Source organism: Ideonella flava (genome assembly GCF_051857595.1).
Classification (GTDB): domain Bacteria; phylum Pseudomonadota; class Gammaproteobacteria; order Burkholderiales; family Burkholderiaceae_C; genus Ideonella.
Genome location: NZ_JBPZHD010000009.1, coordinates 292,109 through 309,386 on the forward strand (window position 1 = coordinate 292,109; position 17,278 = coordinate 309,386).

The 17,278-nt window shown below is 71.6% G+C and carries 19 protein-coding genes; 6 read left to right on the forward strand and 13 right to left on the reverse strand.

The window, feature by feature from the left end; translation table 11 throughout:
* The first annotated feature begins 55 nt into the window (after positions 1 to 55).
* The 6 genes from ACS5PM_RS20950 to ACS5PM_RS20975 are packed head-to-tail and all read left to right on the forward strand — an operon-like array spanning position 56 to position 5,593.
* Positions 56 to 823 (forward strand): class I SAM-dependent methyltransferase, encoded by a 768-nt coding sequence (locus ACS5PM_RS20950; RefSeq protein ID WP_439389622.1) that lies wholly within the window; start codon positions 56 to 58, stop codon positions 821 to 823.
* A complete protein-coding gene (locus ACS5PM_RS20955) occupies positions 820 to 2,187 on the forward strand; it encodes an NAD(P)/FAD-dependent oxidoreductase (protein WP_439389623.1) in 1,368 nt (455 codons plus the stop codon). Before ACS5PM_RS20950 ends, ACS5PM_RS20955 begins: the two co-directional genes overlap by 4 nt.
* On the forward strand, positions 2,184 to 3,215 hold the full coding sequence (locus ACS5PM_RS20960) for a chorismate transformation FkbO/Hyg5 family protein (RefSeq protein ID WP_439389624.1): 1,032 nt from the start codon (positions 2,184 to 2,186) through the stop codon (positions 3,213 to 3,215). The genes ACS5PM_RS20955 and ACS5PM_RS20960 overlap by 4 nt, the downstream gene beginning before the upstream one ends.
* The gene (locus ACS5PM_RS20965) at positions 3,212 to 4,048 is read left to right on the forward strand and encodes a MipA/OmpV family protein (protein WP_439389625.1); all 837 of its coding nucleotides are present in this window, start codon (positions 3,212 to 3,214) and stop codon (positions 4,046 to 4,048) included. The genes ACS5PM_RS20960 and ACS5PM_RS20965 overlap by 4 nt, the downstream gene beginning before the upstream one ends.
* 13 nt (positions 4,049 to 4,061) lie before the next feature.
* Positions 4,062 to 4,811 (forward strand): lysophospholipid acyltransferase family protein, encoded by a 750-nt coding sequence (locus ACS5PM_RS20970; protein WP_439389626.1) that lies wholly within the window; start codon positions 4,062 to 4,064, stop codon positions 4,809 to 4,811.
* The gene (locus tag ACS5PM_RS20975; RefSeq protein WP_439389627.1) at positions 4,808 to 5,593 is read left to right on the forward strand and encodes a glycosyltransferase family 2 protein; all 786 of its coding nucleotides are present in this window, start codon (positions 4,808 to 4,810) and stop codon (positions 5,591 to 5,593) included. The genes ACS5PM_RS20970 and ACS5PM_RS20975 overlap by 4 nt, the downstream gene beginning before the upstream one ends.
* A 7-nt stretch (positions 5,594 to 5,600) precedes the next feature.
* On the opposite strand, the gene fabG is transcribed toward ACS5PM_RS20975, so the two are convergent.
* From fabG to ACS5PM_RS21040, 13 genes are all read right to left on the reverse strand, one after another.
* Positions 5,601 to 6,332: a 3-oxoacyl-ACP reductase FabG gene (gene fabG / locus ACS5PM_RS20980; RefSeq protein WP_439389628.1), complete on the reverse strand. Its 732-nt coding sequence runs from the start codon at positions 6,330 to 6,332 to the stop codon at positions 5,601 to 5,603.
* 2 nt (positions 6,333 to 6,334) lie between these two features.
* Entirely contained in the window at positions 6,335 to 6,865 is a 531-nt protein-coding gene (locus tag ACS5PM_RS20985; protein ID WP_439389629.1) for a hotdog family protein, read from the reverse strand.
* A gap of 65 nt (positions 6,866 to 6,930) precedes the next feature.
* Positions 6,931 to 7,752: a beta-ketoacyl synthase chain length factor gene (locus ACS5PM_RS20990; RefSeq protein WP_439389630.1), complete on the reverse strand. Its 822-nt coding sequence runs from the start codon at positions 7,750 to 7,752 to the stop codon at positions 6,931 to 6,933.
* Positions 7,753 to 7,898: 146 nt separating this feature from the next.
* The gene (locus tag ACS5PM_RS20995) at positions 7,899 to 9,077 is read right to left on the reverse strand and encodes a beta-ketoacyl-[acyl-carrier-protein] synthase family protein (protein ID WP_439389631.1); all 1,179 of its coding nucleotides are present in this window, start codon (positions 9,075 to 9,077) and stop codon (positions 7,899 to 7,901) included.
* On the reverse strand, positions 9,074 to 9,811 hold the full coding sequence (locus ACS5PM_RS21000) for a class I SAM-dependent methyltransferase (RefSeq protein WP_439389632.1): 738 nt from the start codon (positions 9,809 to 9,811) through the stop codon (positions 9,074 to 9,076). Before ACS5PM_RS21000 ends, ACS5PM_RS20995 begins: the two co-directional genes overlap by 4 nt.
* The gene (locus ACS5PM_RS21005) at positions 9,804 to 10,643 is read right to left on the reverse strand and encodes a polysaccharide deacetylase family protein (RefSeq protein WP_439389633.1); all 840 of its coding nucleotides are present in this window, start codon (positions 10,641 to 10,643) and stop codon (positions 9,804 to 9,806) included. The genes ACS5PM_RS21000 and ACS5PM_RS21005 overlap by 8 nt, the downstream gene beginning before the upstream one ends.
* 49 nt (positions 10,644 to 10,692) lie before the next feature.
* On the reverse strand, positions 10,693 to 13,059 hold the full coding sequence (locus ACS5PM_RS21010; RefSeq protein ID WP_439389634.1) for an MMPL family transporter: 2,367 nt from the start codon (positions 13,057 to 13,059) through the stop codon (positions 10,693 to 10,695).
* A 17-nt stretch (positions 13,060 to 13,076) separates the two neighbouring features.
* Positions 13,077 to 13,640 (reverse strand): LolA-related protein, encoded by a 564-nt coding sequence (locus tag ACS5PM_RS21015; RefSeq protein WP_439389635.1) that lies wholly within the window; start codon positions 13,638 to 13,640, stop codon positions 13,077 to 13,079.
* Positions 13,567 to 14,607, reverse strand: coding sequence for a lysophospholipid acyltransferase family protein (locus ACS5PM_RS21020; protein WP_439389636.1), 1,041 nt, complete (start codon positions 14,605 to 14,607; stop codon positions 13,567 to 13,569). Before ACS5PM_RS21020 ends, ACS5PM_RS21015 begins: the two co-directional genes overlap by 74 nt.
* 6 nt (positions 14,608 to 14,613) lie before the next feature.
* Positions 14,614 to 14,961, reverse strand: coding sequence for an ApeI family dehydratase (locus ACS5PM_RS21025; protein ID WP_439389637.1), 348 nt, complete (start codon positions 14,959 to 14,961; stop codon positions 14,614 to 14,616).
* On the reverse strand, positions 14,958 to 16,337 hold the full coding sequence (locus tag ACS5PM_RS21030) for an AMP-binding protein (RefSeq protein ID WP_439389638.1): 1,380 nt from the start codon (positions 16,335 to 16,337) through the stop codon (positions 14,958 to 14,960). Before ACS5PM_RS21030 ends, ACS5PM_RS21025 begins: the two co-directional genes overlap by 4 nt.
* The gene (locus ACS5PM_RS21035) at positions 16,334 to 16,957 is read right to left on the reverse strand and encodes a COG4648 family protein (protein WP_439389639.1); all 624 of its coding nucleotides are present in this window, start codon (positions 16,955 to 16,957) and stop codon (positions 16,334 to 16,336) included. Before ACS5PM_RS21035 ends, ACS5PM_RS21030 begins: the two co-directional genes overlap by 4 nt.
* 16 nt (positions 16,958 to 16,973) lie before the next feature.
* A complete protein-coding gene (locus ACS5PM_RS21040) occupies positions 16,974 to 17,273 on the reverse strand; it encodes a phosphopantetheine-binding protein (RefSeq protein ID WP_439389640.1) in 300 nt (99 codons plus the stop codon).
* Between the last annotated feature and the right edge of the window lie 5 nt (positions 17,274 to 17,278).

Sequence of the window (17,278 nt, forward strand, 5' to 3'; positions counted from 1 at the left end):
GTTAGGGGGAGTATCCCCTCCTCGAACCCCACACCGGGCCGGCGATAATCCACGGATGAGCACGACGCCCCCCTCGCAGGACGGATTGCGGCCGCACGGCACGCTGACCCGCTATTACGAAAGCAAGGAACAGCACCGCGCCTTCGTGCAGGCGATCTTCGACGGCACGGCGGTCGATTACGACCGCATCGAACGCATCCTCGCCTTCGGCACCGGGCCGTGGTATCGGCGCCAGGCCCTGCAGCGTGCAGGTCTGAAAGAGGGCGCCCGGGTGCTCGACGTGGGGACCGGCACCGGCCTCGTCGCCCGCGAGGCGCTCACCATCGTCGGCCCGAGCGGATCGCTGGTGGGCGTCGACCCCAGTCCCGGCATGCTCAGCCAGGCCCATCTGCCCGGCATCGAACTGCTGCAGGGCTTTGCCGAAAAGCTGCCGAGGCCCGACGCCAGCGCCGACTTCCTCAGCATGGGCTACGCATTGCGGCACCTGAGCGATGTGCGTCCGGCCTTCGCCGAATTCCACCGCGCACTCAAGCCTGGCGGCCGCTTGCTGATCCTCGAGATCACCAAGCCGGCGTCGCGCTGGGGCGCCTGGCTGCTCAAGGCCTACATGAGGTTGCTGGTGCCCGCGGCGGCCTGGTTCGTCAGCCGCGGCGCCGAGACGCCGAAGCTGTGGCGCTACTACTGGGACACGATCGAGGCCTGCATCCCGCCCGACGCGGTGATGGAGGCCCTGGCCAACGCAGGGTTCACCGACGTGAAGCGCCATGTCGAACTCGGCGTCTTTTCAGAGTACACCGCGACCAAGCCCATCGCCGCCGCATGACGCCGCCGGACAGCTCGAAACCACCGCACGCCCTCCCCCCTGACCACGCCGACTGCGACGTCTTCGTCATCGGCGGCGGCCCGGGCGGCTCCACGGCCGCGATGCTGCTGGCCCGACAGGGGCGACGCGTCGTGATGGCCGAGAAGGCGCATCACCCCCGCTTTCACATCGGCGAGTCGCTGCTGCCCGCCAACGTGGCCTTGTTCGACAAGCTGGGCCTGCGCGAAGAGGTGGCAAAGATCGGCATGCCCAAGTGGGGCATCGAGTTCGTCTCGCCCGATCACGAGCACCGCAGCTTCCTGGAATTCGCGGACGCCTGGGACAAGTCCATGCCCTACTCATGGCAGGTGCGCCGGTCCGATCTCGACGAGCTGATGTTCCGCCACGCCGGAGCGTGCGGAGCCGAGACGATCGAGGGTTGCCGCGTGCGCGAGGTGAGCTTCGACGATGAAGGTGCTTGGGTGCAGACGCGGCTGGACGACGGTAGCGAGCGCCGCTGGCGCGCGCGCTACGTGATCGACGCCACCGGCCGCGATGCCCTCCTGGCCGGCCTGCGCAGGACCAAACGCAAGATGCCGGAGCACAACAGCGCCGCGCTCTACGGCCACTTCACCGGTGCGGAGCGGCTGCCCGGCAAGCAGGAAGGCAACATCAGCATCTTCTGGTTCCAGCACGGCTGGTTCTGGTTCATCCCGCTGGCCGATGGCACCACGAGCATCGGCGCGGTGTGCTGGCCGCACTACCTGAAGTCGCGCGACAAGCCGCTGAAGGAGTTCTTCGCCGACACGATCGCCCTGTGTCCGCAGTTGCAGGCAAGGCTGGCGAACGCCACCCTGGTCGGTGACGCCGTGCATGCCACGGGCAACTACTCCTACACGGGCACCGAATGCTGTGGCGATCGCTTTGCCCTCGTCGGCGACGCGTTCGCCTTCGTCGATCCGGTGTTCTCCTCCGGCGTGTACCTGGCGATGAACAGCGCCTTCGCCGTGACGGAGCTCGTCGCCGCCACGCTGGACCGCCCGGCCGAAGCCGCCGCCGCCCGGCAGCGCTACACGAAGCTGCTGCTCGACGGGCCGAGGATCTTCGGGTGGTTCATCTTCCGCATCACCAACCCGACCATCCGCGACCTGTTCATGTACCCCGCCAACCCCATGAGGGTGAAGGACGCGGTGCTCTCGCTGCTGGCCGGCGACATCTTCGGCCGCACGCCGATCTGGCGTTCCATCCTGGCGTTCAAGTTCATCTACTACGTCTCGCAGCTCATGCATCCGTTGCGCAGCTTCAGCGTCTGGCGCCGGCGCCGCGCCAACATCCGCGACGTGGGCCCGACCCAGGGCGAGAACGTGATGGAGGGCACGGCATGAGTGGCTCTCCTCCTCACCCGGCGCTGAGGGCGCTGCGCATCACGAATCCGGCACAGGTCGCCGCGCTGCTTCGAGAGGGCCGCTGGCTGGGCGGCGTGGGCTACCAGGCGCCGCAGGCGGATGCAGCACCGATGACCACGGGCGTCGGATTTCGCCGCCTGTCGGCCAATGCAGACGAGCTCGATGGATGGGCGGCCGGGCCAGGCATCCGCCACGACGAGCTCGGCCCGGTTCGCTGGCACACCGATGGCCAATGGCTCTTCGGCGCCTACGACAGCACGCCCGAGCAGGCCGAAGCCGGGCTCGCCGAGCTGGCCCAGCAGGCCTACACCGGCATCTTCGGCGCCCTGGAGGCGGCCGGCACGCCGCACCTGGTGCGCCTGTGGAACTACCTGCCCGCCATCAACCGCGAGCAGTCGGGCCTGGAGCGCTACCGGCAGTTCAACCTCGGGCGCCAACAGGCCTTCCTGGACGCCCGGCGAGACGCCTTCGCGGGCGCGCCCGCCGCATGCGCGCTGGGCACCCATGACGACGGCGTGTTCCGGGTCCGCTTCCTGGCCGGTCGCACGCCACCGCGGCCGCTGGAGAACCCTCGCCAGGTGCCTGCCTGGCGCTATCCGTCCGAGTTCGGCCCGCGCACGCCCACCTTCTCGCGCGCGGTGCTGCTGCCCGTCTGCGCGGGCCAGCTGACCTTGCTGATCTCGGGCACCGCCAGCATCGTCGGCAGCGCGAGCGTCCACCCGGGCGATGTGAAGGCCCAGACGGAAGAGACCTTGCGCAACCTCGAGGCCGTGATCGGCGCAGCACACGAACGAGGCAGCGCCCGCTTCGAGCTGCCGTCCATGACCTGCACCATCTACGTCCGCCATGCCACGGATGTGGAAGAGGTCCGGCGCCGCTTCGAGGCGGCCGTCGGTGCAGATTCGCACGCAGCTCACCAGGCCATCTACCTCCAGGCCGACATCTGCCGCGGCGACCTGCTGGTGGAGATCGAGGCCCACGCCACCGCACCCGGGGAACTGGCGTGACGGCGTCGCGCAGGTCGCGCCAGCCCGGCCGGCTGGCGATCGGGATCGGCATCGCTTGCCTGGCCCTGCAGTCCGCGCACGCCGAGGACAAGCCGCTGTGGGAGCTCGGCATGGGTGCCGGCCTGCTGACCATGCCGCACTACCGCGGGTCCGACCAGTCGACCACCTGGTGGCTGCCGGTCCCCTACGTGATCTACCGGGGCGACCTGTTCAAGGCCGACCGTGACGGCGCCCGCGCCACCTTGTTCGATACCGAGCGCAGCGAGCTGAACCTGAGCTTCGCGGCCAGCGCCCCGACCGACAGCGAGGACAATCGGGCGCGCCAGGGCATGGCCGACCTGTCGCCCACGGTGGAGATCGGCCCGGCCTGGACCTACACCCTGGCCCGCGGCGAAAACCACAAGCTCGACTTCCGCTGGCCGGTGCGCAGCGTCTTCACCGTCGAGTCCTCCCCGCGCCATGTCGGGTGGGTCAGCGCGCCGCACCTCAACCTCGACCAGACCGTGGGCGACTGGAACGTCGGCCTGCTCGCGGGCCCGCTGTTCGGCGACCGGCGCTACCACGACTACTTCTACACCGTGCGCCCGGGCGACGCCACCGTCGGCCGGCCGGCCTTCCGCGCCGGGGCCGGCTACGAGGGCTGGCAGGCCACCGCGGCCCTGTCGCGCCAGTTCGGCAACTGGTGGATGGGCATGTTCGTGCGCCATGACGAGGTCGCTGGTCACGGCGTGATCGACAGTCCCCTGGTACGCGACCGACACCAGTTCTCGGCCGGCATCGCCGTCAGCTGGATCTTCGCCCGTTCGTCCCGGCTCGTGGCACAGGAGCCGTGAGGGCCGGATGGCGATGAACCACTGGCTGCTGCGCCCCTTGATGCTCGTCCTGCTCTGGTTGCAACTGCTGCTGCTCGGCCTGATGTCGCTGGGCTGGAACCTGATCGCGATGGTGCTGTATCCGCTGCTGCCCCGCCAGCGCGGCCTGGAGATCGGCCGTGCCGGCATCTCCCGCGGCTACGGCCTGTTCTGGAAGATCGCCAACGCTTCGGGGCTGCTGCGGATGAACGCAGCCGCGCTGGATCCGCTGCGTGACGAACCGGGGTTGATCGTGGTGGCCAACCACCCCAGCATGCTGGACGCGCTGATGCTCGTCGCGCACCTGCCGCGCAGTGCCTGCGTGATGAAGGCCAGCCTGGCCCGCAACCCCTTCCTCGGCACGGGCGCACGCCTGGCCCGCTACATCCGCAACGATTCGCCGCTGGGCATGGTGCGACAGGCGGTGGCCGACCTCAAGGCGGGCGGCCAGCTGGTGCTCTTCCCCGAGGGCACGCGCACCACCAGGCGGCCGATCAACCCCTTCCGCCCGGGCTTCACCGTCATCGCCAAGATGGCCGGTGCGCCCATCCAGACGGTCATCATCGACACCCGCTCGCCCTACCTCGGCAAGGGCTGGCCGCTGTGGCGGCTGCCACCGCTGCCGATCGAGTTCTCGGTGCGCCTGGGCCGGCGCTTCGAGCCGGCCGAAGATCCCGCCGCCCAGTTGCGCCAGATCGAGGCCTACATCGCCCAGGAGCTGGGCGGCCCTTCGCCCGCCCCATGAGCCCTCCAACGACGCCCTCCGAACGCCAGCTGGTGCTGATCCCCAGCTACAACACCGGCCCCAAGCTGGTCGAGACGGTCCTGGCCGCCCGCGCCCAGTGGAACCCGGTGTGGGTGGTGATCGACGGCAGCACCGACGGCAGCGACCGCCTCCTGGCCCAGGCCGTGGCCGGCGACGCCGGGGTCAGGCTCCTCGTGTTGCCGCAGAACCAGGGCAAGGGTGCAGCCGTCCTGCACGGGCTGCAGCAGGCGCGGGCGGCCGGCTTTCGCCAGGCGCTGACGATGGACTCCGACGGCCAGCACCCGGCGTCGCTCATTCCATCGTTCATGAAGGCCGCGGCGGAGCGCCCCGAGGCGATGATCCTGGGCCGGCCGGTCTTCGATGCCAGCGCCCCCTTGCTGCGGGTGCGCGGCCGCAAGATCTCCAACGGGTGGACCAATCTCGAGACCCTCGGCGCCGGCATCGGCGACTCGCTCTACGGCTTTCGCGTCTACCCCATCGACGAGCTGATCGCGGTGATGCGCCGCCAGCCGTGGATGCGCCGCTTCGACTTCGACACCGAGGCCGTCGTGCGCCTGGCCTGGCGCGGCGTCAAGCCCATCAACGCCGATGCGCCGGTCAAGTACCTCAGCGCGGCCGAGGGCGGCGTCTCGCACTTCCACTACGGCCGCGACAACGTGCTCCTCACCTGGATGCACACGCGGCTGGTGCTCGAATTCGTGCTGCGCCTGCCGCTGCTCGCCTGGCGCCGCCTCACCGGCCGGCCACCCTTCCAGGCCTGAGCCGCCTTCAGACCATCCCGCCGTTGATCGAGATGACCTGGCCGGTGATGTAGCCGGCCTCCGGCCCGGCCAGGAAGGCGGCGAGCGCGGCCACTTCATCCGGCGTGCCGGCACGCCCCGCGGGCACCAGCGCCGCCACGGCCTTGGCATCGAAGACCGCGCCAGTCATGGGCGACTCGATGATGCCCGGGGCGATGGCGTTGACCGTCACGCCGCGGCCGGCGACCTCGAGCGAGAGCGCCTTGGTGGCGCTGTTGAGCGCGCCCTTCGCCGCGGCGTAGTTCACCTGGCCGCGGTTGCCCATGATGGCGGCGACCGACGAGATGTTGATGACGCGTCCCCAGCGCGTGCGCAGCATCGGCAGCAGCAGCGGACGCGTGACGTTGAAGAATCCGTCCAGCGACACGTCGATGACCCGGTGCCACTGCTCGGCGCGCATGCCGGGGAAGACGGCGTCGTCGTGGATGCCGGCGTTGTTGATGATCACCTGCACCGGCCCATCGGCCAGCAAGGCCTCGCAGGCGGCCTGGGCGGCCGGTCCGTCGGTCACGTCGAAGGCCAGCGCCTGCGCTGCGCCGCCTGCCGCGCGAATCTCTTCCGCAAGAGCCTGAGCCGTCTCGATCCGGCTGTTGGCGTGCAGCAGCAGGTGCGCGCCTTCGCGAGCCAGCCGCCTGGCCATCGCCGCCCCCAGCGCGCCGCTGGCGCCCGTGATCAGGCAGCGCCTGCCTTGCAGGTTCATCGTCATGGCATCGTGGCCGCAGGCCGCAGTGGCGTGTTGAGCACGACGGTCGCCCGGCCCTCCGCCAGGCATGCACCTGCAGCGTCGGTCACGCGAAAGCCGTAGAGCAGCTGGCGGGCGTCGCCGGCGATGCGCTCGGCCTCGATGCGCAGGGGGCCGGGCGCGTCGTCCATCCGCCAGCGGCCCAGGCGCACGCCCCGGGCGCTGGCCAGGTAGCCGGGCACCGGGCCGGCGGCCGCGCCAGCAGCCTCCGCGCGCAGCGCGCCATGCAGGGCCATGGCCTGCGCGGCGTACTCGATGGCGTGCGCCGCCAGCAGGCCGCTCTCGCTGCGCAGGGGATGAGCCGGATCACGATGGCCGAGGGCACTGCAGGTGACGCTGTCATCCGTCCAGGCGAGCAGGCGATCCAGCAGGCACATGGTGCCGTGGTGCGGCACCCGCGCGGCGATGCCGGCGTGGTCCAGCGTAGCCGGCGTGGCGGGATGGCGTTCGTCGGGAGTGCCAGCCAGGCTCAACGGTGCGCCCTCGGACATGCGGCCGGGCCTTTCCGAGAGGGACCGGGCGCCCTCAAAGCGGTCGGAGCTTGACGCAGGGTGGTTCATGCGGACACGTCCACGGCGAGCCGGTGCGTCCCCAGCCCCTCGAGCACCACGCGTGCGTCTCGCCGCAGGGCCATGGCCTCGATCAGCGGCAGCACGCCTGCCGCCGGAATACCACGACGCAGGGCCTCCAGGTCGGAAGCCGCGCAGGAGGTGATCGTCTCGCCCGGCGTTGCCGACGCGATATGCAGCGTCGCCGTCGATGCGCCGCCCGCACCGGACGGCCCCAGCAGCAGTGCCACGCCGAACGCATCGGGCATGGGCCGTTGCGGCTGCAAGGACGGCGCATAGGGAATGTCGGACGCGACCAGCAGGACCCCCTGTGACGTGGCAGTGACCTGCGCCGCGGCCTCGAGCAGGCCGGCGGCCAGGCTGGCGTCGAAGCCGCACAGGCTGGTCGATGCCGCCCGCGAAGCGGTGGCGATGTGCCAGTACCCTGCGGTCGCGTTGTGGACCGAATTCGTGAACCGCGTCGGCGACACCGCCCGCTCCGGCGTCGCCAGCGCCTCGCACATCGCGTGGCAGTTCAGGGTGTCGCCGCTGGACGAGGTGAAGACCGTGGCCAGGCCCGCCACGTCGACGACATGACCGCCGGCGGCCGCCATCTCGAGCGCCTGGTCGGCCACGCCGAGCGAGAGCTTCACCAGCGAGCCGGCCCGCCGGCGCTCGGCGGCCGGCAGCCGCCCAGGGACGGGCAGCGTGGTGGTTGCGCTGACCCAGGCCTGCGGTTCGGCGATGCAGGCCGCCGCCTGCACCCAGCCCGTCAGCCCCGGACCCAGGATCCCCACACCCAGCACCCGGACGGAGAGCACGCCGTTCACTGGTGCACCCTCGGGCCTGCGGCCCGGTCCCTCCAAGAGGGAATGAGCCCCTGCGGGCGGCCGGGCGGCGCTCACTGGTGCACCCTCGGGCCTGCGGCCCGGTCCCTCCAAGAGGGAATGAGCCCCTACGGGCGGCCGGGCGGGGCTCATGCCGCTGCTCCAAAGACGAGGCAGGCGTTGGAGCCGCCAAAGCCGAATGAATTGCTGGCGACCGTGCGCAGTGTCGCGGCGCGTCCCTGGGCGAGATAGTTCGCGGTCAACTGCGGATCGCGTGTCTGCAAGGTGATCCCGCCCGGCATCCAGCCCTGCCGCAGTGCCAGCATCGACAGCCCCGCCTCCAGCGCACCGGCGGCGCCGAGCGTGTGGCCGGTCGCCCCTTTAGTGGAGCTGCAAGGCGTGTCGGCGCCCATCACCGCGCGCACCGCCTGGTCCTCGGCCGAATCGTTGTTGGGCGTGGCCGTGCCGTGCAGGTTGAGGTAGTCGACCGAGTCGAGGCCGGCCTGGTCGAGCGCCTGCCGCATGGCAGCCGCCGCGCCCGCGCCATCCGGCAAGGGCGTGCTCATGTGGTAGCCGTCGCTGCTTTCGCCGACGCCCAGCAGCCAGGCGGCCGGCGCCGCGGAATCCCGCTCCAGCAGCGCAAAAGCCGCCGCCTCGCCCAGCGACAGCCCCTTGCGCGACCCGTCCCAGGGCCGGCAGACATCGGGCGACAGCAGCTCGAGCGAGTTGAAGCCGTACAGCGTCGTCAGGCACAAGCTGTCCACGCCGCCGACGACTGCCGCATCGATCACGCCCAGGGCGAGCAGGCGTGCGGCGGCGCCGAAAACCTTGGCGCCCGAAGAGCAGGCGGTCGATACGGCCCAGGCCGGGCCGGCGAGGCCCAGGGCCTGCTGGGTGAAGCGAGCCACCGACGCCGTGTTGTGGGTGTGCGCGTAGTCGTGCCAGGAAGGCAGGGCCCCAGTGGCCGGATCCCGCTCGCGATACGCCAGTTCGGTCTGCAGGATGCCCGAGGTGCTGGTGCCAACGAACACCCCGATGCGGTGAGCGCCGTGCCTCGCCGCGGCCGCCTGGACCACTTCGGCGAATCCGTCGGTCTGCAGGCCCATCCACGCCAGCCGGTTGTTGCGGCAATCGAAGGCGCTCAGCGGCCCGGGCAGAGCCTCGTCGTCGACCCCGTCCACCAGCCCCAGCCAGGCGTCGAACTGCGCCATCTCGAAGCGCTGCAGCCGAAGGCCGCTGTGGCCGGCGCGCAGGGCATCGGCATGCGCCCCGTTCCCGCGCCCCAGGGCGCTGGTCATCGTGTAGGTGGCCACCGGCCAACGGTTCATGTCGTCTCTCCGGGCCGCGCGCCGAGGTCGGCCACCAGCAGCACGTTGGCGAAGGGCGTGCCCCGGCTCATCGGCAGGCTCTGCACGCGGAAGTTCAACCCCTCCAGCAGCTGGCGCCACTCTTCCAGCGGGCGGCAGAAGGTCGGCGTGACGCGGTGCCCGCGCACCCGGGTGACCGTGCGGTCCACCCATTGGCTGACGCGAAACCGCCGGCGATCCGACGAGTCGCCGATGCGAAGCAGCAGGCGGCCCGCGGGACCCAGGGCATGACGCACGCGTTGCAGCAGCTCGGCCTGGGCCGCATGGGGGAAGTAGTGCAGCACGTCGAGGATCACCACCACGTCACTGGCCGGCAGCGGCACCTGGCGGATATCCGCGCAGAGCACCGCCGCATCGAAGCCCGACGACGCGAAGGCGGCGCGCGCGCGCTCCACGTCGCGCGGCATCAGCTCGACGCCCGTGTAGCGAGCCTGGACCGGCGGCTGCGCCCAATCGGCGGGCCAGCCGTGATCCCGATGGTGCTGGTCGACCGCCGCGAGCAGGCTGGCGAGCAGGCCCTGACCACAGCCCAGGTCGAGCACGCGCGCGTGGGCGGGCACGAGCCCCCGGCTGAGCATGGCCCGAAAGACCGGATCGCGGGCCAGCTTGCCGCGGGCAAAGTGCCACGCGAAGCGGCCAGCCCCGCGATAGGGCCAGCAGGCCCGTTCATGAAGGGTCTGCCAGGCCTTATCCATGGGCTCTCGCCTCGGTCAGCGCGTCGGTCAAGCGCACCGGCCGCAGGCCGGCGGCCCGGCAGCGCTCGAGCAAGCCCGGCAGCACCTGCAGGATGACCGGCTCGCCCTCGGCCGTGCGGGCCGCGTGCCCGTCGTGCAGCAGCAGGATGTCGCCGGCGTTCAGTGATCGCGTCAGCCGCTGCAGCACGCGTTGCGGCTCGGCCTCGCGGGTGTCGAAGCCACGTCGGCTCCAGGTCACGAGCGCCAGGTCCAGGCGGGCGAGCACCGGGGCCAGGAAAGGATTGCGAAAACCCGCCGGAGCGCGGAAGCAGCGGGGCCGCTGCCCGGTGACGGATTCGATCAGGCGCTGCGCGCGCTCCAGCTCCGCCGCATACCCTCGCCGGCCGAGGAAGGAAAAGCTGTGGCGGTGCGAAGCGGTGTGGTTCTGGATGTCGTGGCCCCGGGCGGCGATCTCGCGCGCCAGCGCGGGGTGCGCGGCCACCTGATCGGCAATGCAGAAGAAGCTCGCCCGCACGCCGGCGGCCGCCAGCAGATCCAGCACCTGCGGCGTCACCGCCGGATCGGGGCCATCGTCGATCGTGATGGCGACCTCGCCGCGCAGCCGCGACGCCTCGGGCAGGCGGACCAGGTTGGGGCCGAACCACTGGCTGCGGGGCCAGAGCGTGGCGGCCACGATGAGCCCATGGTTGGCGAGCACCGCCACCAGCGCCCAGAGCGGCTGCCACCACACCACGGCCAGGGCCACCGCGTGGCAGGCGAACGTGGCCTGGATGAACCAGGAGGGGCGCCAGGAGGCAGGCAGGGCGGAGTGGTGATCGAGAGCGAGGGACATCGTCGGCAGGGCCCGGCGGCCGGCGCCTCTGGCGGGCGCGGCGGCATTGTCACACAGGGGTCGTCCGCGCCGGGGTAGCGGCTCTAGGGGCAAACGCCGCGGAAATCGCCAGGGCCAGCAAGGCACCCGGGGCGACGACCTGCCCGATCGCGGCCAGCACCGGAATCTCGGACAGCGCGATCAGGCCGAACGACAGTACCGCGGTGGCATTGGCCAGCAGCAGCGAGGCCAGGGTGTCCTCGTCGTACGCGCCGGAGACCGGAGCATCGAAGAACAGCGCGTAGTTCGACCCCACCGCCACCACGAGCATGAGGCCCACCCAGTGCAGCACGCCCAGCTGCACGCCGGCGGCGTGCAATCCGCCGAGGCACAGGAGCACCGAAAGGGCCAGCGGCAGCGCGACGCGCCAGGCCCGAAGAAGGCTGCGCCGCCAGGCCGCCAGCAGCAGCAGGACGGCCAGGGCGCCCAGGGCGGCCTGCCAGCGCGCCGCGTCGAGATAGCCGGCATAAAGGCGATCCAGCTCCGGCTTGATCTCCAGCACCTGGGCCCCCGGGACATCGGCCAGCAGCCGGCCCACCGCCGCCGTGTCCAGCGGTCGGCCGGCCAGCGGATGCAGGGGCAGCAGCGCCGTCCACGAGCCGTCCGACCGGCCGGCCAGCAGCGTCGACAGCAAGGGGCCCAGCGGCGAGGCCAGCATCGTTTCGCGCGTCAGCAGGGGAGCCTGGCGGGCCTGCTCCGCCTCAGCGAGGAAGCGATCCATCGCGGTGCCCTCCAGAGCCCCCCCGTGGACCGCCTCGCGCAGGCTGGCCTGCAGCACCGGGGGCTGGGGCAGGCTCGCCCTTCGCGCGGCCTGGGTGGCCTGGCTGGGCAGCAGGCGGGCGGGAGAGTCGAAGCTCGCCAGGAGCCCCTCGGCCACGGCCTGGTCGAGCCGGCGACCGGCGGCTTCGGCGCCACGCAGCGCGGTCTCCAGGTCGGCTCCTCGCACGATCAGGAGGCTGCCGCCATCGGCCGTCGAAAGGTCCGCCTGCAGTTGCTCATCCAGCTGCAGCTCGGCCGGCGCGACCGGGCTCAAGGCGGACAGCTCGCCCTGCCACAGCCGGCCGTGCGAGTTCGCCACCATCCCCAGCGCCAGAAGCGCCAGCGCCGGCCACAGCCAGCGGCTGCGCTGCAGCCACGGCAGCGCGCGGGCCAGGCCCCGCCCCAGCGGGCGGCGCCAGCGCGAAGGGGGCGCGCCGTCGGGCATCAGGCGCGGCAGGACCCAGCGGGCGGCCGCTGCGGCGGCGACGAGGCCGCTGATGGAGAACACCCCCAGCTGGGCCAGCCCGGGAAAGCCGGAGAAGGCCAGCACCACGAAGCCGGTCAGCGATGTCAGCAGACCCAGTCGCACCGTCGGCCAGCTTTCTCTCAGCCAGCGTTTCCACCCGTTCCCCGGCGGATCCGACGCCGAGGTGGGTTGCGCCTGGATGAGGTAGTAGATGGCGTAGTCCACCGCCTCGCCCATGAGCGTGCTGCCGAAGCCGAGCGTCATGCCGTGCACATGGCCGAAACCGAGCGCCACCGCCGCAATGCCGGCCAGCACGCCGGTGGCCACCGGCAGCGCGGCCACGGCCAGTGCGCGAAGCGAGCCGAACGCCAGCCACAGCAGGCTGCCCATCACCAAGGCCCCGCTGCCGGCCAGCCAGGCGGCCTCGTGCTGGATGCGCTCGCGGCTGCCCACCGCGATCACCGGAGCGCCACTGAGTTGCAGTCCCAGGCCGGCGCGGGCCGAAGGCGCGAAGGCCTCGCGGATGCGCTGCAGCACCCTCGCCTGGCCATCGAGGTCGGAGCCGGCCGCCTTGGTGCTCGCCAGCAGCAAGGCACGCGGGGCCTGTCGCGAGACCCACACGCCCTGCTCCATCCGCGGCGCCTCGGTCGGGATCATGGATTCGGCTATGCGTTGCGTCTCGCCCGTGGGATCGCGGCCCAGAAGGGGCTTGACCGCGGCACCGGCGGGCGTGCCCAGCAGCGACAGGCTGTCCTCGATGGCGTCGCGCAGGCCCTGCACCGTGAAGCGCTCGGGGGTGACCGCGGGACTCAGCAGGTAGCGGTGCTCGACGATCCACTCCCCCGCTTCGCGCCAGGCGTCGCGCTCGCCGTTCTGCACCTGCTCGAACAGGCCGCTGGCCCGGAGTTCGCCCGCCAGGGCGCGGGAGGCCTCGGCTCGCTGCGCCGCGTCGCCGCCGGTGATGCCGACCAGCAGCGTTCGCGAGGGTGCGCCCTGCTGGATCTGCTCGATCAGCAGTTGCTGCGCCGGGTCCGGACTGGCCGGCAGGAAGGCCGACATGTCGGCCACGAACGGCGCTCTCGAGATGACCAGGCCGCAAGCCAGCAGGAAGGCGAGCCAGGCGGCCAGGACGCCGCTCCGGCGCGCTGGCATCACGACCGACACGCGCGTCACGGAGACGAAGCCGGGGCGGCCGAAGAGCCGCCGCCGGCCGGCAGCGGCTCGATCGTCATCACCGAGCGGTCGCCGTCGGCCAGCTGCATCTCCATGCCACGCACCTCGCCGCGGCGGCCGCTGACGACGATGTAGCTGATCTGCGTGGCCAGGCGCGCATCCTGCGGCTCCATCTGCAGCGTCCACTGGGCGGCGGTGCCGAGCAGCGTGAGCTTGAAGGACTGGCGCAAGGTCGCGCCGTCGCCGGTCAGGGTGCCGCGGATGGCCTTGACCATCAGGGCCATCTCAGGCACCGCATCGAGCGCCATCTGGCGGGTGCGGCCGTTGCGGGTGAGGCTGACCTGGTCGCCGTCGACCACCATCGCCTCGGGGCGCGGCTCCAGCGTCTGGCGGGCGAAGCGACCCGGCGCGACGAAGCTCAGCGTGCCGCTGGACTGCAGCGGCCGCGCCAGGCCCTGGACCTGGCGCTTCTCGACGAAGCGCGCCTCACCGGACCTGGTCTGCGCCAGCAGGCCCATCAGTTCCGGGAGCTCCAGCGCCCAGGCCGGCGCTGCGGTCATCAGCGCGCAGGCCAGGGCCGCCAGCCTCTTCTTCGTGCCAGAAGTCATGGAAGTTGAACCAGTTGTAGGGCGACGTGCGGCAGATCGACTCTAGCCGTGCCGCGTAGGCGCGAGCCGCGTCGTGCAGCGCCCGTTCGCGCCCGGCGGCGTCCGCCGGGGCCTCGCTGAAGTCGGCCAGCGGTTCCAGGCGCAGCTCGTAGCGCCGCCCGCCATTGTAGAGACCGGCCATGAACACGACCGGCCGCCTCAGCAGCTGGGCCAGCCGCCATGGACCCAGCGAAAACGGCGCTTCGCGGCCGAGGAACGGGATCCACAGCGTGTCGGTGCGATCCTCGGCGCCCGGCAGGCGGCGATCGGCCAGCAGGCCCACCACGCCGCCCGCATCCAGCCAGTCGCGGATCGACAGCATCGCCGAGCGCTGGCCCAGCGCGATGATGCGCATCGAGAAGCCCGGCGCGATGGCCTCCAGCGTCTCGTTGATCAGGCGCGCGTTGTCGGGGTACATCGCCATGGCGACGTTCTCCCGGGCGAGCTGGCGGCCCTGCGCCGACAAGGCCTCGAAGCTGCCGACGTGGCCGCCGACGAGGATGGCGCCCCGGCCCTGGGCCAGCACCGCGCTCAGGTGCTCGCCGCCGGTGATCCGCACGTCGAAACACCCGCGCATGTCGCGCAGGAAGTAGACGCGGTCGAGCACCGTCGCGGCAAACGTGAAGACATGGCGCCAGCCGTCGCGAATGCTGGGCGGCCGGCCCAACGCTCGCCCGAGATAGCGGCGCGAATGCCTCCCCGCTGCGCCTGGAAACAGCAGGAAGTAGGCGGTGATGGGCCACAGCAGCAGCCGGGCGACTGGACGCCCGGCGTGAACCGCTATCCAGGCCATCAGCCGCAGCGTGCCGCGGTTGCTGCGCTCCCGGGTGCGGGTCCAGTCGGCGGGCGCAGCGGGCGGCGCCTCGGGCGTTCGGGCCATCGCGGGTCAGTCCTGGGCGGGAGCCATCTGGCCGCGCGCGGCCACCACGGCACCGCAAGCCAGTTCGAAATCAAGCACGCCGCCGCGCCGGGTGAAGGTGATGGAAACGGGCAGGTCCCCCGCACCATCGGCCGGCATGACCGGGCTGAGGAACTTGACACTTTCGATCCGCGGCGAGACGCCAAGCCAGGCCGCCAGGGACTCGATCGACAGCGCCGCCTCCAGCACCTGCGCCAGAAGCACCACGCCCGGGTAGACCGGCAGCCCCGGGAAATGACCGGCCAGGCTCGGATGCGCTGCCGACAGCCGGCGCTCCAGCTGCCAGCGCTGGCCGATCGAAGCCGCTTCAGTCATGCCCTGGACGGCCTGGAAAGCGCGAGTTGCGACAAGGCGAACTCGCGCAGCGTTCGGGCCGTGAGCTTGCCGGTGGCTTCGCGCGGCAGCTCGTCCACGTGCACCACCTTGCGCGGCACAAAGGCCGGCTCCAGCACGGCGCGAAGGCCGGCGATCACCTCGGCCGTGCTCAGCTCCGGCGCGACGACGAAGGCCACGGGGCGGACCACGCCCTCGACCACTTCGTCCGGCATCCAGAAGCAGCCGTCCTGCACGCCCGGCACGCGGTTGAGCTGGAAGTTCAGGAAGGCCAGCGAGCTGCGCTTGCCGGCGACGTGGATCAGGTCGTTGGCGCGGCCCAGCAGGCGGAAGTGGCGATCATCCTGGAGCTCCAGCACGTCCGCCAGGGGCGTCGGCTCGATCACGTGGCCGCCCTGGACGAGGAAGCGCTCGCCTTCCGCGCCCTCTTCGCGCCACACACGCAGCTCGCCGAAGGTGCGCCATTGGTCGCCTTGCGACGTCCGCCGGGTGGCGACCTGGCCCGCCTCGGTGCAGCCGTAGATCTCGATCAGCGCGCCGCCGAACGCCGCCTCGGCCTGAGCGGCGAGTTGCGGCGACAGCGGAGCGGTGGCGCTCAGCACCAGGTCCGTCGCCGGCAGGGGGACGCCGGACTGCAGCAAGGTCTTGAGGTGGAACGGCGTGGTCACGAGCGCGCGCGGGCGCGGCACGCGGGCCAGCGCATCGGCGATGTCGGCGGGGTAGAAGGGTCGCCCGCTGTCGAAGGCCGCGCCGCCCAGCAGCGGCAGCAGCACGCTCGATTCGAGCCCATAGCTGTGCTGGGGGGGTACCGAAGCCACCACCGTGAGGCCCGAGAGATCGGCCTGCCCCAGGCATTGCGCCAGGCGCTCGACGCCCGCCGCGATGTTGGCTCGCAACGGGCCCCAGGCCTTGGTGTGCGGCTGGGGCACGCCGGTCGAGCCCGAGGTCATGAGGCAGACCGCGTCGGCCTGCTCTTCGAGCAGCGGCATGTCGGCCGGCGCGGCTTCGGCCCAGGGCGCATCGACGAGTTCCACCGCCAGCCCGGAAGCGGGCACGAAATCGGGATCGTCGACCAGGGCGACCAGCGATTCACCTGGCCGCGCCACCTGCGCCAGCGTCTGCGGCATGGCATTGGGCGGCAGCAGGCAGACATCCCCGCGCGACCAGGCCGCGGCCAGTGCCACTGAAAAGGCGTAGCGGTCCCCGCACAGATTGACCACGCGGGCCGATGGCGGCAGGCGGCCGGCCAGGCGCTGCGCATCGGCCAGGAACTGCGCCCCGCTGATCGGCACGCCGTGACGCCAGGCCACTGGAGCCTGCAGGTCTCTCCCCTGCCACAGCGGCTGCAGGCGGCTCATGGCGTCCCGGCCGCCGGCGACTGGCGGAAGGCGCGCATCGCGGTGGTGATCGGCACCCGTTCGAAATCCGGATGCAACCAGTAGCGCAGGCGCCATTCGGCGATGAACATCAGCACCAACGCCACCGGCGTGGCCAGGTTGGCAAAGGCCGACCACCACGACCATGGCGCCCAGGCATACAACGCCAGCGAGGTGGACACCATCACGCCGAAGTAGGCCACCCAGGCCACGGTCACCTGCCGCGTGTAGGTGTGCATGGCGGGCAGCATGCGGTCACCATGCACCCGCAGGGCCACCTTGGTGATCATCGGCACGTGGCCCGGGCGAAGCGTGGCGCCGAAGACCAGCCCGAGTACGGCGTGGATGCCGGCGTGCTGCAGCAGGTACATCCGCTGCAGGTCGGACAGGCTGCCGGCCACCGCCACCAAGGCGAGGCCAGCCACGGTGGCCGACAGCATGACCCAGCGCCGCCTCGCCGCCGCGTAGCCGGCCAGGGACAGCAGCAGCGGGCCCCACACGATCAGCAGCGCCCACGCCGACCCGGCCGCGTGCACCGTCAGCCAATGGGTCAGCAAGGCATAGCCGACGACGGCGAGCGCCACGACTGCGAGGCGCCCCATGTTCTCGTGCTCCACCTCAGCGCGTGCGATGAGCCGCCACATGGGCGGCCAGCGTGCGCAGCGACTGGAAGATCTCGTGGTTGCGCTCGTCGTCCGAGCGCAGCTCGAAGCCGTACTTGCGCGAGACCTCCAGCGCGAGTTCGAGGATGTCGATCGAATCGAGCCCCAGGCCGTCACCGTAGAGCTGCGCCGTGGGGTCGATCGAGTCGGCGGCCTGCTCCAGGTTGAGCGCGCTCACGCACAGTTCGGCGAGTTCGCGCTCCAGCGCGGACAGGTCCGCGCCTTCGACCTGGTTCGCTGTGTTGGCTGCTGTCATCTTGT